Genomic DNA, 16,163 nt, shown 5'->3' on the forward strand with positions numbered 1-16,163 from the left:
GTAAAAAAAGCTGTCAGTAAATAACAGCCTTTTTTATTTAATAGCATCTTTGTCCAAATCGTAGAAACCATGTGATAAAGTACGACCCGCTGGGTGTATTTTTCGGATTTCTTCATCAAGTTGGAAAGCTTTGAGCTCTGTAAACTCGCCCTTTTCAATCAAGTTTTTAGCCTCGACAAACAGTTTGGTTACAGCAACAAAATCTTCACCACGTGTAAAAATTCCATCCAATTTCCAATGATCATAGCCCATTGCCACCAAATCTGAAAGTTCAGTCATCATATCTAAATCATCATTAGCAAAAATATGGGTCCCGTGATTGTCTTCAAAGATTGAATAATGAGTATCGACTTTCTTAGGTTCAGAAACAAAAAGATTTCGTTCTCTATCTTTCCCATTTTCTTCTGTCTTGATAAAATTATAATAATTCTGTACCAAAGGACGTTTGCTATGATGAATCACAGTAGCCCCGTAAACCAGTATTTCGCCTGGTACAGCTAATTCATCGGTCATATCCGCTAGTTCTTCTTTTGGTAATTCACGAGCAAGAACTGCTTCAATCGCTCCTTGATTGGCCCAAAAATTAACCTGACGGGCAGAAGCAACCATGGTTGAGGCATCATAAGTAAAAGGAAGCTCATATTTGTCACGTTGTAAAACAAAAATCACACCTGCATCACCTACTGCGATTCGGTCAGCTTTAATTTCCACTAAGAAATCTAAAAATTCTTTTATTTTTGCCATCATCTCTGTGTGCATCAAAGCATTGACTGCGACAGTCACTGTTTTTCCTGCTTCATGTGCAAGTTCTGTAATTTTTTGAATTTCTTCATTGGTCAACGCAGTTGGAACGCGTAAACCATAATTTTTTTCACCAATGTATAAACGGTCAACTCCAGCTTCGAGCAACGCTTTGGCTTGCTCCAAACTTTCTGCCGTAGAAGTAATAGTAATCATAGTGATAATTATATCATAATGTTCCCGCTCAGGTTTTTTCAAATTCATTCTCTGATAAAAATGATAAGTAAAAAGTATATTTATTCATTAAAAATTATAGATTAATTTTATTTTGATCATTTAGTAACAAAAGGGTAATTTCATTAAAGCTACAGCAACGTAAACCTTTGCTTTTTATACTATAATTAATTACATAATATCGGAAAGTGCTAGAAAACTATGGAATTAAAAAACCTCAAAGATTTTTACGAAAAACAAGAGTATTATGATTATAGCGAAACTCAAGGACGTGAACAAAGACAAGTTAATAAACGAATTGAAGAATTAAACTTCTTTGCAAATATTGCTGTTTTTTCAATTTTTCTCGTCTTTATCACTTATATTCTTGTAAGTTTGTTGACAAGTTGGATTGCTGTACCAGTTTCTTTTGTTCTTTCGCTTGTTCTTTATATTTCTGTAAAAAAAGGAATTGCTAAAGCAATTAAACTATTAATGAAATAAAAATAAAAGCTGTCTGATTGACAGCTTTTTTATTTTCTCCCCACTAGAATCTGGACATGAATTGTGGCCGTTTTTGGTGGGTTTTCTTTAGCAAATTTTTTTCTTTCATCAGAAACAGACCATTCCAAAGGGCTCATCAGTAAAAAATCATGACGCAAATTTTTCGGAATCTCGAATTGGTATTCAATTTCTTCTTGACTGGCATTAGGAAATTCTTCTCTAAAACGTTCAAGAACTGGCTGATTATTATAATCAACGGGAAGTTGATAAACTTCACGCAATTCTCGCAGATAATTTTTATCAGGAATAATTTTGATGACTAAACCACTTTCTGCTAATACACGGTGAAATTCTGCATAATTTGACGGAGTGAAGATATTCAAAATTACTGACAGGCTTTCATCAGCAAAAGGGAGATTAGTCAAGTCAGCTAAACTTAAAAAACTTTCCATCTCTAGTTCAGTCGCCATTTCAATCCCATCTTTAGCAATATCAAAAGCAAATTTTGCTCCATCTACCTTAAGGAGTTCCAAAAATGACCCTTCCCCAGTCCCAACATCAAGCAAATTTCCACTGACAAAATATTTTTGAATTTCTGTCAGTAAATGTTGATACATCCCAGCTTGAATCAGACGTCTGCGAGGCTCAAACATTTTTCGCGTGTAATGTTCTGTATCAGCTTTGGTTTGTAGAAAATTCACATAACCTTTCTTATTTAAATTATAGGTATGATTATTTTGACATTTCAAGGCATTGGTTTCCAATTGAAATTTTCCCTGACAAATTGGGCATCTTAGCACTTCTAAATTCTTCTCTAAAAATAAATAAGCTTTTTCGATTTTTTTTAACATAGTTCTATTTTATCACAGCTACCCATTAGAACCAAATAGAGGATAAAATACACGTTTTATACAATTATGCAATAAAAAACGACCCATTAGACCACAATATACATGTTTTTAAACGTAGTAAAAAACGTAAAAAAAACACGAACGTAGTAAAAAGCGTTAAAAAAATGAACAAATTTTTGTCAGGCAAGGGGCTGTATATCCACGATATACGGCTTTTAATTTTGCTGATTTTTTAGACGAACGTAAAAAAAATGTTGTGAGATTCCCACGGTTGAGCTATTCTATTTTTCTAAAATATTTACACCTATTTTTTATACATGTTTTTGATAAAAAACACGACTTCGATTAGTTGAGTTGGAGTATATAAAATACTTATGATTGGTGTCGCTACCTGATTCTTAAGTAAAAAATAGATTCAGGACTTTGTACACTTGGAAAAAGCTAAACTCACTCGGTTCTTTTTAAAAGTTTTGAAATACTTAAGAAGTGGGGGGGATACCTAACCGACAGCCACAGTTTACTGTCTGTGAGCTTTTAATATGTTTTGCGGTAAATTATATTCAATCAACATCACGCGCGTGCTGTGCTTGTTCTGTGGCTTTGTTTATAATCTCTTTTACTTGCTTAATGGCTGGGTTCGTGTGCTGTCTATCCTGTCAGTCCATGACTACAAAACACGCGCCACGTCTTCTTTGAAAGCAATGTATATTTTTTTAGCTCTCTTGATAGGTATTTCTATGCCTGCACTCTCTAACTCCATATCGACACGATACCACGTAAAACCGTTATAACCTTTATATCTTAACTCTATGACTCTTTTTTCTGATACTGTTAAAGTATTGTATAAAGTTCCTAAAAGTTCAAGTGTTCGCCTTAATTCTATCAGATCTTTATCTTCTTCCATGCGTTCTTTGTTTAATGTTTTCCCCTCTGGCTCTGCTGTTCCTTTATAAGCTGTTCTAATTCCTAAGTTGTCCTGTTTTACCCTGTATAGATAACGGCTCTCAATTGCTTTTATTTTGGCTTGTGTGCGTCCGTTGACATAATCGCTTATAATTCTGTCTGTTTTATCTTTCACGCTTCCCCCTCTCTGCTTGCTAAGATTCTAAGTTCTTCCTCTGTTAGATTCTCAAAAGGGTTACTAACTTTTAAACTCCCTTTGATATTAATGTCTTGGGCAAGTGGGTAACGTTTTAAGATTTCAGCACTCGCCCTAATAACTTGATTAGTATCAGGGCGTTTGTCTATGACGTCGCCCTCTGCTGTTATCGCTTGCTCTGTATGCTCTCCGCGGACTATCTGCGTTAATATGGCCAAAGTTTCCTCTGCGGTTGCTATGGCATTGTTTGAAATGTCTTTTAACTTGCTATCAATGTATTTTTTTAAGTCAGGTTTAGTCAGGTTTTCAGCTCCTATCGACTTCGCTGTTTTTTGGCTATACCCTGCATTAATAGCCGACTGCGTGGCGTTTCCTGTTTTTATATATTCATCACAAAATTTACGTTGTTTCGGTGTCATTGTTTTGCCTCGTTTCTGTTTATATGTCCTTTTGATTATAACAAAGTAAAAAGACAAGTTTTATAAGTTTTATAAGTTTTATATTTCCACATAACGTTAAAAAAGCCCAGTCATTGACTAGGCTCTTTTTGTTTATTCTTCTAACTCAAAGCCGATTAATTCCGCGATATTATCCAAAGCGTTGACATTCATATCTACTAAATCAGACAGTTTGATAATTGTGCCGTCTGTATATCTTGGGATATAGTTAGGGTCATCAGTAATCATTGAATCGTTAAGCGAGTATAAGTCTTGTACCTGTGCTTTGAGTGCAAGCTCTTGCGGTTTGTTCTCGCTCTCTGCTGAAAGGCTCATTTCATTCAATCCTAGCGCTTTAATTAAACGCTCGATACTATCCGTCAGCAAGTCCGCAAAAACTTGCGTATCATTGCCTGATATTTCATGAGGTGCAAAGGTCAGCTCTTGCATTTCCTCAATAATTGATTTTACTGTTTCCTGTGGTTCATACTCTTGCGGTTCTGTGTCGCTTTCGTTTGCATAGATTTCAATAGCTTCAAAATCCTGTTTGATGTTTTTTAATGCTTCTTGACTTGCTTGCTCGTCAATGCTATCGCTGTATTTTTCAATCAATAGTGCTTTAGCTTTGTTCAAGTGTTTTGTAATTTCGTTGTTCATTTTATTTTCTCCAATTTTCTATATATAGTTTTTTTATGTCAACAATTCAATTTGTTGGACAGCGTGCTTTTTTCATGTTTTTGTTTTCCTGTGATAATTTCTAGCTAGTAAGTGTTTTGACAGTAACATAGTAACAAAGTGCTACAAACGGCTTAACCATAGGGTTAAAGCTGTAACTTCTAACAGTAACGCGTTACCGATTTTCAGTAACGTTTTTTATTTTTTCTTGCGCAAATAGCCTTTAGCAACCTTTTTTTGTTTGTCGTCATCCCAATGAAAGAGCCGTCTAAAAAGCTCATATTCCTCCGCTCGGTGTAAATCAATGGCTCTATTAAAACCTGCGCTATTCGGTCTTTGCGTTGTTTTTATCCATTTTTCTTTAATGTGGTCAGGTAGTTTATTTTCAAACTCTCGCTTAGTAAATGGCTTAATACCCTCATCTTCACACCATGCTCGATATAAGGCACTTAGAAAAGTAGTCGGTAGAAAATCACTGACAAACTCATCAAATATATCATTTACAAATGCCAGTACATTGTCATTGCTGATTTTGAAGTCATCTAACAGCCCCTTTGTGGCTTTAGGTTCGTCAAATTTATCAAAATTAAGTGATAAGGCGATTTTAAGCACGTACTCCAAAACGTCTTTGCGTTTAATATAATCATCTTTAATTTTCCAATTGTCATTATCTGCGGTAAAAGACTTTTCAAAAGGCACGATGAGCAAACGTCTATAAGTTCCGTTCGACTTGTTTCTGAACTTAGGCAAGAAATTAGTCGATTGAATAACTAGCTTGTTAAATACTGCTAAAGTCGGTTGTTTTCCTTTTGCTTCAATCGGTACTGGGTCGCCAGTAACTACGCTGAAATAGTTCCCTGCATTGTCTAAGTAACTAACTTGGCTATCATCTCCAATAATGCAAGTTTTACCAACGACTTGAGAAAGGGCGAACCGTTCAGCAAATTGTTCAGCTTTGACACTTGCCACGTTCTCGCGTCCGATAAGGTTCATGATAAGGCTCTGAAATGTCCCTTTGCCGTCATTTCCTTTACCGACAAGCCAAACGCCTTTTCGATAAGAATAGTTTCCGTTGGTACTTGCTGAAATGACTTGCCATAACAATTTGACAAGCTCTTCATCTCCGCTCATTAAATCATTGAGCCAGTCGTCTATATTCCAGCCGTTAATATTAGGCGCTTTGGCTTTAGCGTTGTACTTGGTCGCAATCGTTGAAGTAAAGACATAACTAGGGCTAAATGGCTCTAATTGTTGCGTTTTCTTGTTGAAAATACCGTTCGCCACTGGGATAAGATGAGCTTCTGCGGTTTGTTGCTTAACCTCTGCTAAGGTTTCAAGTTTGAATAAGACTTCTTTTGACCGTGCTTGACTATAAGACGGCTCTAGCCAATAAATGAGCCGATGAAAGAAGTTTTCATTTGTTTCATATATTCCTAGTTCATGATTGTAAATGCCTAACAGTCCGCTTTGGTGGTCTAGTTTGATGACTTTGAGCGTCTTATAGATGATTCTTGCTGTTTCTAAAGGGCTTAATGATTTCGGTGGCTTTCCGTCCTCTTTAGGTGTGCTTAAAAATAAGTTACGGTGTTCAAAGAATAGCTTTCTAACCGCTCTAAGCGTTTGAGTGTTTGCTTTGACATAGTCAGGGCTATTAATGATTTCTTTTTCTTGTTCTAGCCAGTCTTTCAAACTGTCTTGATAACCTGCGACATCAACGACTTTTTTGCCGTCTTGGCCATAATCTGTGAAGTCCTCTATTTTAGGTTTCGGACTTCTTACGTTTTCCTGTGGCGTTTCTGCCACAAGTTTATCTAATTGGTCTGTCATGACTTCCTTTCTATTTCATCTTGAATACACTTTTCCAAATAGTTGCCAGCTCGTCATCAGGTAAGGGCGGACTGGTTCGATTGTTAAAGGTTCGCAATAAGTCCATACAGCTATTATTATCAATGCCTATTTTTCTCCAGTAGTGAAGAATACGGTTCGTGTCATTGTTTCGGTTGCCTTTTCGTGCGCCTTGGTTGAATAGCTCCCACATTTCAGCGCCATAAGTTCGGCTACTTGTGCCAGTTGTTGCGCGTGCCTGCGGTCGTTGTATCATTTCAAGTAACCAGTCAGGGCAATCGCAAAGACTATCGAAAGTTAAGGGCTTATTGGTTTCGGTATCATTCAAAGGGATATAATCGCCGTCTGTGCGTTTGCTTGGGTAGATGGGTGTAAAGTGTGTTTTTATCTCCACGCCGTCCGCTAGTTCATTGACAATCGGCTGATTAAATAGCTCTTTCGGAACTTTAAAGAAAACGTGTAAGCCGTTGCCTGTGGGTGTCTTCTCGACATAGGTACTTAATATTTCGCCCTCGCTGTGTTCATTCCACAATCGACTGAATACAGTTCTGCCGTTCTGTCCGTTTTGGTGCTGGTCTAAGTCAATACAAATCAAACCGCTATTCCTAAGATTAATCATGATGTTGCGGTTCGGTATTTCATCAAACCACGCGCTCACTGTGATTTCGTCAAGACTTCCTGAAGAACTCCCCTTTATAATTGCCCTTTCGCTTTTTCCAGCAGGAAAACCAGCGATAACAGAAAAACCGCGATTAATACAGTTTAGGGCTTGTTCTTTGGGTGTCAATAGTCAACCTCCTCAAAGAGTTGGTCAATCCAATCAAGTTCTGCAAGGGTGTAGCCGTTGACTGCATTATTAATCGCAATGCCTGTCCGTTGTTTTTTGATAATGCCAGCTCTGCGCTCGTCTTCATTAGTTGGGATAAAATAACCGTTATCAATTGAACCAATGGCGCAACCTTGCTTATGGAGGTACTCAATGCGACCTTGTAAGGTACGAAAATCAATGTTAAGGTTTTGTGCTAAATTTCTACCTTTGACAGCTCGGTCAATTCCTCTATGTTCAGCAAGAAATTTAATAATGTTTTGGTCAATTTTCTGTAATTCGCTTAATTTCATTTTTTAGTTTCCTTTATTTGTAATTTCATGATAGCCAGTTGCTTACCTAAAATCGGCACTGATTGCGTGCATAAGTTGCTTTTCACTCCGCTGGGTAAGATTATGCCTGTACTCTCCTCAAACTGCTGTATGAGGTCGTATTTGACCGCTCGTGCATTGTTAATCATCTTAAACGGGTGTTTACCTGCTTGTCTAAAACTATTCCGTCCGTACCGTTTTATAGTCGTGTAGCCTTGGTGGTGTTCAATCATTTCGCTACCTCATCAAATAAGCTGATTTCTCCGCCCTCTTTTTCGCCCTCAAATCGGATACCGTGCTTATATTTACGAACTTTAAAAGAATAATCAACTGTGCCTGTGTTTGCATTCAATGGGTCTAATTTCTCAATCTGCTTGTCTGTAAGTTCTGTATGATAGACTTGTAAACTTCGCATACCTACGCTATCAATACCAGCCACATAGGGACAAACTCTAATAATATTTGTCATTTTCTCAATCCTCTAATAAAATTTGCCTTGCCTGACAAGTTGCTATGTATCTATGATGATGAACTTGCATATATCATCAATCAAATAGTAAATAAGTGAAGTTTTGTATCTTGGTTTATAGCGATTCAAGCCGTGCTTTTCCCAATTATCAAGAGTTCCGTCTGATATATCTAAGTCTTCCATAACACGCTTTTTAGAGATATAAGGTAATACTCGCTTTTCATTTCTGATTTTGAGTTGTGTACCAAGATACTTATTAAATAAATGAATGACTTTATCAACTAAGCCACGGGCAACAAGGTTTATTAAAGTGTCATCATTCATTTTTTGCCTCCGTTTTTACGTTTAGAGATAACTTCCATAACTGCGTACGTTAGTTTATCTTCACTAATTCCTAACTCATGAGAAAGCTCTGAAACATCTTCGGAACTAATAACGTCAAAGGCTGTGAGTGCTTTGTGCTTGGTTTTTCTACGTTGTCTTTCATGGCGAATACCACGATTAAACGCTACGTCATACAGGTACTCGTAAACAACAACACGCATCCAGTCCCGCCAATTTTCTTTATTGGCATTGTGATAGTCCATCAAGATAATTTTTTCCTCGATAATGTCAGCTAATTGCATAACGCCCTCGGTAACAGATCCCTTATATTCTGTTTGTTTGATTTCCTGTTTAATACGGTAGCGTTCAGCTTGATTATTAGTGATTTTAAGTTTTAAAGGGTGCTTAGAATCTAGGTAAAAAAGTTTGCTTGTGATTATCCCTAAGACTCTATCTTTCTTATCGAATGAAAGTGTTATTCCTGCCCTACTTTTATAGGCATTTAATTCAAATGTTTTAAATTTCATGCTTTACCCCTTAACCTTTCGTCATGTATCTAGCGTATGAAGTTACGTTTCTAAACGTGCGTTCTAAGCCTCGTTTGTTCCAAACCGTCCAAGTATGAGTGCTTGGGTCAAACTGTACTTGTGCGCCTGATTGTGTGCCGTGAGTGGGGTAGATTACCTCTATTGTGTTATTCATTTTTAGCTCCGATTCTATTCAATTATTGATACACCGATAATGTTAGCAATGGTCATAAGGTAATCACTGACATAATCTGATAAGTCCTGTGCGTTACCTTTGGTAATAAAGAGAGTGCCTTTATCGTCTAACTCGAAACTTTCATAAGTTCCGCTTGCATAATCATTAACAGCTTTGTAGATGTTTTGTATATACATCTCAACTTCTTCGATATGAATTTCTAGTTCTTCAAACATGATTTTACCTTTGAATTTCTAGAGCTAATTTGTATTTTAGGGTACAAAAAAACTCTATTTCTCGCACTTTAAAAAATGCGTGTTGAAAAAGAGTTCACTTCTTGATATAATTTATTTATCGAGTGAAACTCTCGGTGCGGACTACTTAACTTCAAACTTTGGTCGGGGAGAAGTTTAGTAGTTTTTTATTTTACTTTTAATTTGTTTACGCCATGACGTACTGCTTCAGCTTTAGTTATCCCTTTTTCTTGGGAATAATCGCTGATTAGTTTTGCCTGTTCAGCATTAAAACTTACAGACATCCTTGTTTCTTTTGGGTCGTTGGTAGGTCGCCCTACACGTCTTTTTTCTTCCTCAGTCAAATCCTGCACCTTTCTTACTAAAATTCGTAAGTCAATCAGTACTCATTTGCCTAAGCTGTAACCCTTGATTAACCTTACATATATAATTATAGCACCACTAATTAAATATGTCAAGAATTATAGCACCACAAATTAAAAATAAATCATTTTTCAAGAAGTTCACTCTTATTCAATTGTCAAAGTTCAATCAGCTTTGATTTTGCTGATAATTTTTGTTAGAATGGAGTAAAGCAAAACTCGTAAAGAGCTTGCCTTACTAAGTTTAAAAGTCGTTTTGATGGGGATCAGTTACGGCTTTTTTTGTTGTCATTTTGGATTTGATTGCTGTTTTGATAGGTTCATAATCAGAACCAGCTTCAATCATTGCTATTGCGATACTTTCAAGCATTTTATAACGTTCCATTTCCTCTGAATTTAAGAGGTCTAGGAGCGTTTTTTCTTTTCGCCAGTCTGTATCTCTAGCTTGTATCTGCTTTTTAGTTAGTCCTGTTACAGTTGTAGCAAGCAAACTTCTAATAATGGTGTGCCATGTATTGCCATGACGTGGATAGTGTACCCATTCTGAAATAGATTGATGAAGATTAACACCTTTTGGTTTCTCGACTGCTCTTGCAATCTTTCGTGCCTGAAGCTCTTTTTCCATTTCATTAAATCGTTTTACAAGAGCCAGTTTAAAAGCTCGAACTGGTTCGGTATTGTCTAGCCATGTAATAAGTAACATAGCTTGGTTACGATTGAGTTGATAAATTTTTGTTGGACGTCCACCAGTTGAACCTTTAATAGGTTTTGTCATTTCAAATGACAATATCCCTAGCTCTTCAAGGTCTTGTTTATTGTTATCAATCAGTTTACGAACTGAAATTTTATTAAGTCCTGCATATTCAGCAATAACGACATGGTTAGTTACAACTTCCGCTTTACTCATGTCAGGACTGGTTAAAAATGCTAAGTCTTTCATTTATCCTCGTTTCTACTTCGTTTAAAGACATCGCGGTCATCATGTTAGGGCAGTAGTTTAGAGCCATGCTTAGGCTGTGAAAATCAAAATAAATACTTTGTTAGTAATTAATTTAACAAAGAATCAATAGCATTCATGACTTTTTTCTTTTTATCATCAGTAAGTTCGTCACGCATCCAAATTGTAAATGTAGTTGGAGCAATGCCGATTTCACGAGCAATTTCATAAAATTTGAGACGTTTATCATTGATAAGTTGACGTAGTGCAATGTTTTTCATTTTTTGGAGCCTTTCTTTTATCGCTCGTTATTCATCGTTCAGCGATGTATAAAATATGATTATAGTATAGCGATAATTTTTGTTAATGTCAAGAAAAAGAAATCTGTGTTATAATATCTCCAAGAGATAATAAGAAGAATTGAGGTAATTTCTATGATAGGAAAAAAACTAAAAAAGTATAGACTAATGCTTGATTTAACTGGAACTACACTTGCGAAACTTGCAGGAATAAATCAACCATATCTTTCAGAAATAGAGAATGAAAAAAAAGTACCGCCATTCGATACTTTTATGAATTTAGTAACAGCCATATCTAAAATATCCCCGTTAAACGAAGAAAACCGAAGCAGTATATTAACAAATGATAACTTAAATAAATTTCTTGGTACTGCAATCATTAAAGCTTATGAGATACCTAACTATCCAGATAAAGTTAGTATCAGTGTACGGTTCGAAGGAATATATGGTGAGCTTGGGTGGATATTTAACAAAGATTCTGATAATTCAAGAGACGAACCAATGGAACCGTTCAAGCGGGGAAAAGAAATTGATTCATCCCCTTTTAAATATAAAGTCCTTGATGAGTTAATATATTTTTTCCGTTACACTCTAGATGATAATCCAATCTATGATAGTATAACAAATCTAAGCGAATCGGTACTTTATGATTTGGATGAGACGAGTTTATATGATTTTCCATTTATTCGTCAATCACTTTTTGAGTGGTGGTATAACCAAATTTTAACCGATATAACAGACAACCTCATGAGTGATGATAATAAAACTATAGAACTTTCGATTTCTGAGGGCGAACTACTCATGGAAGTTGAAAGTTTAAGAAATACTAACGGAACTTTCACTCCCACTAATTTAGAAAATACTACTAATTTATCAAAAGAACTACTTGATGGAAAAACTGTAACCTTTGATTTTCGCTCAATCACTGATAAAAATGTACGTGCATTACTTGATGGTCAGTTACTTACAAATGATGAATTGACAGCCCTCAAATTTACCTTGAACGGTATTAGATATAATAGACAAAACAGTAACCAAAACAGTTATTTTGGTCGCAAGAGACAAAGACTTATTGATGAGGGATATTTTGATAATAAAGATTAGTTATCAACAACTTCTTAGACTTTTACAGCTATCATCACAACGCTTATGACGAGGCTCGTGCGTTGCTGTATGAGCTGTGCTGGTTTGAGTTGGTGGGTTAAAAAAGGAGGAAACATGAAACTATCGGACTACTTAAAGAGTATTGATCACTTAGATGAAAGAATGGAAAAGGCTGTAATTATAGCTGGGTATGAGAAAATGTTTGGAGAACACTACAGACTACCACAAGAACAGTTTGCTGACCTGATGGAATTACCTTTGCCAAAATTAAGAAGAGTTATTCATGAAATGAAAAAAGCAATAGATTAGAACTTTAATAGTGCTAAAGTCTATATATCTGTGAACCTTAACATTTCTTAACATAGCTAAAGGTTCAAAAAGTAACCAAGGGAAAATTGCCTGCGTTAAATGGCTTATAGCAATTCACTATAAGCACATACCTTTAGTATTATTTAGTACTGGTAACGTCAAAGATGACACTACAAAAGTTATAAAACACGCGAAAGCCAAGGAATAACAATGGTTGACGGATATAATGAAACAGTTGAAAATAACTGTATTTGTTAGTTTTTGTCAAGTAGAAAAGGATATAAAAATGAAAGTAAATAATAGCGAACAAAGAGGAATTAATAAAAAGGTAATTGCTAAAACTATAATTTTCTTATTTGGTTTATTAATACTTCTAATGATAAGGGTATTTTTAAAAATTAATTTGATGCCGTCAATGTTCATTTCATTGCTTTTTGTAGTAATAGTATTGAAAAATCCTGAAAATAAATATATGAAAATAGGACGTATAGGGCTCATTGCCGTTTTATCGATTCTCTCAATACTTTCTTTAGTGTTGCGATGAACACAGTATACTATAGCAAGTCCTAAATTTAGTAACGCAAAATAAAAAGCGCTTGGGCGCGTGAAAATGAAAAATTAGGTGTTCCCAGTCACTAAAAACTGGTAAGGAGTAATTTATGAAAAATAAAAGTAAAAAATGGTGGTTTTGGGTTCTAGCTGTTTTACTGTTCCCTTTCTTATGCCTTTATGGCATTTATCGTTTAGTTATAAATTATAGAACGACAGGTCGAAAAGTTTGGTTAGTCGGAGTTGTCCCACTTGCGTTAGTTTCATTGTTTGGATTTGTAGTTTATGCTGGAGCATTTAGTGGACCGAATTCGGATAATAAAACTGAAACAGCTATATCTAGCTATTCCTCTAGTTCTTCTAGCAGTTCAATATCCACAAGCACTAAGCCTGCGAAATCTGTAAGCAAAAGCAGTAGCACAAGCCCTTCCAATTCTAAAGTAGCTAAAAAAGTAGTTGCTAGTTCGTCTGTAGCTAGTACAACGGATATTTTAAACAAATTAAACGAGTACACTAACGCCAAGTCAGCAGGTCCTACTGGTAATTACTACTGGGAAAATGGTTCAGCAAGACTTTCAGGGCTTGATGCAATAAAAGCAGGAGAATATAACTTTAATGCTGATGATAAAGGGCGTTCGGGAGTAGCACGCGCAGTATTAACATACTCACAATATGAAGATTCAAAAGGTTCGAGACAAGGACAACCATTAGACCCTCCAGCTTGGCCGTCAAGCAACCCCAAAATCGCTATTACATTCTCACTAACAGAAAGAACTTACCACGGTTATTTGTATAATAGAAGTCATTCAATCGCTGATAGCTTGCTAGGAGAGGGTTCTTATACATCTAAATATAATTTCACTACTGGTACACGTAGTCAAAATGTTGGAGCAAACCAAAATGGAGGAATGAGGTATGCAGAAGAATTGGCTGAGAATTTTTGGAAAGCTAATCCAAATACCAGTTCAACCATAGATTATCAGACAACTCCTGTTTATAATGCTAATGAAACTATTCCTCGTGGGTCAATTGTAGATATCAAGTCTTCAGATAATACTCTAAATATAGAAGTGATCGTTATTAATAGTGCAGAGGGCTTAGAAATTGACTATGCCTCAGGAACTCCGATCTCTTCAACAACTCAACCAGTACAGTCAGAAGCGCCTAAAGTAAGTTCATCGCAAGCAGTAGAACAAGCCCCAGTAGTTACAGAGCCTTCATCTCAAACAGTAGCTAATGATAACTCCTACACAACTGAGGGCGGGTGGTCTATCGCAGCTCCTGGTATGGTGTTTGTTTCTGAAAGCAACAAGTATTACTCTTCAGTAACTAATCCTAGTAATTACCAATATATGTCACAAGCAGAAGCCTCTAATATCGCGCAACCAGCGCAAAGAGGGAATCGATATGCTAGACCATAGAAAAATAAAAAGCGCCAAAATCTCATTTTATTTATATGTTTTTGGTTTCACTTTTTTCTGAAACCAATAATAGGATATGAACATTTTTGTACAAATTCCCCCTTTTTCCACCAATTCCATAAGTAAATTACTGAATCTTTTTTACTTAACCCTAATACGTGCAAACCTGAACCACGTTAAAAGCTGATGAAAATATAGGAGTATGTATATGAGAGTGAAAACAATAACATGTTACACCAGCGCAAAAGTTTTTGACGATAAAATTAATGATTTTTTAGTCTATCTTGAGAGAAATAATTTTGACCTAATCAATATTGATTATCAATATCACTTCTGTACTTTTACAGCTCTAATAAGTTATCAAGATAAGAACTAATAATTTTTCTCAGACAATTTGTTACTCTTGATACCTTACTGTTACTCTTAATATAGAGAAAGGTAACAGTATAAACCATTGATATAACTACATTTATAATACTTTGTTACTCTTGTTACCGTAAATAATACTATATCAGTTGAGAATTTAATAACTCTATAAACTAATAAACCAGTTAACTAATTAATCGTATAAGCTCTAATAACAATATTTCTCAATCCTCGTACATGCCTTGCCTGACATTAGTACAAAATGGAAAGGAAGAAATAATTATGAATATTAAAGAATATATAAAAAAAGACGGTACAAAGGTGTACCGAACTAACGTTTATTTGGGTGTGGATAATCTCACAGGTAAGCAAGTACGAACAAGTGTAAGTGCCAATAGTAGAAAAATGTGTGATATTAAAGCACGCCAAGCTATAAATAAGTTTATCAATAATGGGTCTACAATTGCAAGGGAAAAAGTGGTTTTTGATAACTTTGAATCTTTGGCTTTGAGTTGGTTTGAGAGTTATAAGCTGACAGTTAAGGAAAATAGTATAAGTGTTGCTGATAATTACTTACGTAATTATATACTACCTCCTATTGGCTCGTATAAGCTCTCTAAGATAACGCCAATGTTATTACAGGAACTTGTCAATAAATGGGCTAATAACGCAAATACAGCCGAAATAATCAACGGTAAGCGTGAGCGAGGAAAATGTAAGGATTATAAGCTACTTCTTAACTTTATAAAACGTATCCTTGATTATGGTATGCAATTAGGAGCTATCGAGGACAATTCAGCTATAAAGGTTTTCCCTCCTAAGTTAAAGACAAGGACAGTTAAAAAGATTAAGTATTTTGATAATGAGGAGCTAAAACAATTCTTGTTGTATCTTGATACTTTAGAACCAAGCACGGACAATCGAAAGAGTAAGACTTTATACAAACTACTTCTTGCAACTGGCTTACGTGTAGGGGAGGCTATGGCTCTTTCTTGGTCTGATATTGATTTTAACAACCATTATCTCAGTGTGTCTAAAACTCTAATTCAACAAAGCAATTTGATACAGGATAGCGCAAAGACAAAAGAGAGTAATCGTTCTGTGTTTTTGGATAACGACACTCTTGAAAGTTTAAAAGAATGGCGGAAATATCAAAATGACGGTGCTATATCCTTGCATGACTCTTTAGTCTTCTCATATCATCAAAAAATGAGGTCTTATGAAATAGAGAGACAGAAATTAGTGAGACACTTCAAAAATGCTGGAGTACCTAACATTGGCTTTCACGGTTTCCGTCATACTCACGCTAGTCTTTTGATGAACAACGATGTTAACCCTAAAGAGATACAAAGACGATTAGGACATGCAGATTATGCTATCACAATGAATACATATAGCCACCTTGCCAAAAGTAAAGAAAAAGAGACCGCTGAAAAGTTCAGCAGTATCTTAAAAGCATTATGATTTTTTGGTCGAACGTAGTAAAAAGCGTTAAAATTTTTGTTTATAATCTCTACAACCCTTATATATCAAGGATTTAAGCTCTATATTTTAACATAGTTCTA

General features: G+C 35.6%; 22 protein-coding genes. 6 read left to right on the forward strand and 16 right to left on the reverse strand.

What is annotated here, in order from left to right; genetic code table 11:
• Nucleotides 1-33: 33 nt before the first annotated feature.
• Complete coding sequence (locus LLA01S_RS09775) at nt 34-957, reverse strand: peptidase U32 family protein (RefSeq protein ID WP_021214164.1); 924 nt, start codon at nt 955-957, stop codon at nt 34-36.
• A 219-nt stretch (nt 958-1,176) separates the two neighbouring features.
• Between LLA01S_RS09775 and LLA01S_RS09780 the strand changes: the two genes are divergently transcribed.
• Nucleotides 1,177-1,458 (forward strand): DUF3270 family protein, encoded by a 282-nt coding sequence (locus tag LLA01S_RS09780; protein WP_021037883.1) that lies wholly within the window; start codon nt 1,177-1,179, stop codon nt 1,456-1,458.
• A gap of 29 nt (nt 1,459-1,487) precedes the next feature.
• On the opposite strand, the gene LLA01S_RS09785 is transcribed toward LLA01S_RS09780, so the two are convergent.
• From LLA01S_RS09785 to LLA01S_RS12440, 15 genes are all read right to left on the reverse strand, one after another.
• A complete protein-coding gene (locus LLA01S_RS09785) occupies nt 1,488-2,309 on the reverse strand; it encodes a putative RNA methyltransferase (protein ID WP_011677044.1) in 822 nt (273 codons plus the stop codon).
• A 667-nt stretch (nt 2,310-2,976) separates the two neighbouring features.
• Nucleotides 2,977-3,387, reverse strand: a complete 411-nt coding sequence (locus LLA01S_RS09790) for a RinA family protein (RefSeq protein ID WP_011677045.1) — start codon at nt 3,385-3,387, stop codon at nt 2,977-2,979.
• Nucleotides 3,384-3,827, reverse strand: a complete 444-nt coding sequence (locus tag LLA01S_RS09795; protein ID WP_011677046.1) for a terminase small subunit — start codon at nt 3,825-3,827, stop codon at nt 3,384-3,386. The genes LLA01S_RS09790 and LLA01S_RS09795 overlap by 4 nt, the downstream gene beginning before the upstream one ends.
• Before the next feature lie 132 nt (nt 3,828-3,959).
• Nucleotides 3,960-4,502, reverse strand: a complete 543-nt coding sequence (locus tag LLA01S_RS09800; RefSeq protein WP_011677047.1) for a hypothetical protein — start codon at nt 4,500-4,502, stop codon at nt 3,960-3,962.
• Nucleotides 4,503-4,718: 216 nt separating this feature from the next.
• Nucleotides 4,719-6,347 carry a DNA primase family protein gene (locus LLA01S_RS09805; protein WP_011835938.1) on the reverse strand — a complete coding sequence of 543 codons (1,629 nt, stop codon included), beginning with the start codon at nt 6,345-6,347 and terminating at the stop codon, nt 4,719-4,721.
• Nucleotides 6,348-6,357: 10 nt separating this feature from the next.
• Nucleotides 6,358-7,152, reverse strand: a complete 795-nt coding sequence (locus LLA01S_RS09810) for a bifunctional DNA primase/polymerase (protein ID WP_011677049.1) — start codon at nt 7,150-7,152, stop codon at nt 6,358-6,360.
• Nucleotides 7,149-7,484 carry a hypothetical protein gene (locus LLA01S_RS09815; RefSeq protein ID WP_061778238.1) on the reverse strand — a complete coding sequence of 112 codons (336 nt, stop codon included), beginning with the start codon at nt 7,482-7,484 and terminating at the stop codon, nt 7,149-7,151. Before LLA01S_RS09815 ends, LLA01S_RS09810 begins: the two co-directional genes overlap by 4 nt.
• The gene (locus tag LLA01S_RS13605; RefSeq protein ID WP_061778239.1) at nt 7,481-7,735 is read right to left on the reverse strand and encodes a hypothetical protein; all 255 of its coding nucleotides are present in this window, start codon (nt 7,733-7,735) and stop codon (nt 7,481-7,483) included. The genes LLA01S_RS09815 and LLA01S_RS13605 overlap by 4 nt, the downstream gene beginning before the upstream one ends.
• Nucleotides 7,732-7,971 (reverse strand): hypothetical protein, encoded by a 240-nt coding sequence (locus LLA01S_RS09825; RefSeq protein WP_061778240.1) that lies wholly within the window; start codon nt 7,969-7,971, stop codon nt 7,732-7,734. Before LLA01S_RS09825 ends, LLA01S_RS13605 begins: the two co-directional genes overlap by 4 nt.
• 42 nt (nt 7,972-8,013) lie before the next feature.
• Complete coding sequence (locus LLA01S_RS09830) at nt 8,014-8,295, reverse strand: hypothetical protein (protein WP_061778241.1); 282 nt, start codon at nt 8,293-8,295, stop codon at nt 8,014-8,016.
• Nucleotides 8,292-8,822 (reverse strand): hypothetical protein, encoded by a 531-nt coding sequence (locus LLA01S_RS09835; protein ID WP_061778242.1) that lies wholly within the window; start codon nt 8,820-8,822, stop codon nt 8,292-8,294. Before LLA01S_RS09835 ends, LLA01S_RS09830 begins: the two co-directional genes overlap by 4 nt.
• A gap of 189 nt (nt 8,823-9,011) precedes the next feature.
• Entirely contained in the window at nt 9,012-9,194 is a 183-nt protein-coding gene (locus tag LLA01S_RS09840) for a hypothetical protein (protein ID WP_126354672.1), read from the reverse strand.
• A 224-nt stretch (nt 9,195-9,418) separates the two neighbouring features.
• Nucleotides 9,419-9,595: a CopG family transcriptional regulator gene (locus tag LLA01S_RS12435; protein WP_101913874.1), complete on the reverse strand. Its 177-nt coding sequence runs from the start codon at nt 9,593-9,595 to the stop codon at nt 9,419-9,421.
• 262 nt (nt 9,596-9,857) lie between these two features.
• Entirely contained in the window at nt 9,858-10,553 is a 696-nt protein-coding gene (locus LLA01S_RS09845) for a Rha family transcriptional regulator (RefSeq protein ID WP_061778244.1), read from the reverse strand.
• Between the two features lie 107 nt (nt 10,554-10,660).
• On the reverse strand, nt 10,661-10,831 hold the full coding sequence (locus LLA01S_RS12440) for a hypothetical protein (RefSeq protein WP_155719844.1): 171 nt from the start codon (nt 10,829-10,831) through the stop codon (nt 10,661-10,663).
• A gap of 153 nt (nt 10,832-10,984) precedes the next feature.
• On the opposite strand from LLA01S_RS12440, the gene LLA01S_RS12445 reads away from it, so the two are divergent.
• From LLA01S_RS12445 to LLA01S_RS09870, 5 genes are all read left to right on the forward strand, one after another.
• Entirely contained in the window at nt 10,985-11,953 is a 969-nt protein-coding gene (locus tag LLA01S_RS12445; protein WP_061778245.1) for a helix-turn-helix domain-containing protein, read from the forward strand.
• 114 nt (nt 11,954-12,067) lie between these two features.
• Entirely contained in the window at nt 12,068-12,262 is a 195-nt protein-coding gene (locus tag LLA01S_RS09855; protein ID WP_011677061.1) for a hypothetical protein, read from the forward strand.
• A gap of 286 nt (nt 12,263-12,548) precedes the next feature.
• Nucleotides 12,549-12,806, forward strand: a complete 258-nt coding sequence (locus LLA01S_RS09860) for a hypothetical protein (RefSeq protein ID WP_031286289.1) — start codon at nt 12,549-12,551, stop codon at nt 12,804-12,806.
• Between the two features lie 115 nt (nt 12,807-12,921).
• Nucleotides 12,922-14,232: a DNA/RNA non-specific endonuclease gene (locus LLA01S_RS09865; RefSeq protein ID WP_011677063.1), complete on the forward strand. Its 1,311-nt coding sequence runs from the start codon at nt 12,922-12,924 to the stop codon at nt 14,230-14,232.
• 648 nt (nt 14,233-14,880) lie between these two features.
• Complete coding sequence (locus tag LLA01S_RS09870) at nt 14,881-16,062, forward strand: tyrosine-type recombinase/integrase (protein ID WP_011677065.1); 1,182 nt, start codon at nt 14,881-14,883, stop codon at nt 16,060-16,062.
• Nucleotides 16,063-16,163: the final 101 nt, after the last annotated feature.

The sequence above is a fragment of the Lactococcus cremoris subsp. cremoris NBRC 100676 genome, from assembly GCF_001591705.1.
In the GTDB taxonomy this organism is placed as follows: Bacteria; Bacillota; Bacilli; order Lactobacillales; family Streptococcaceae; genus Lactococcus; species Lactococcus cremoris.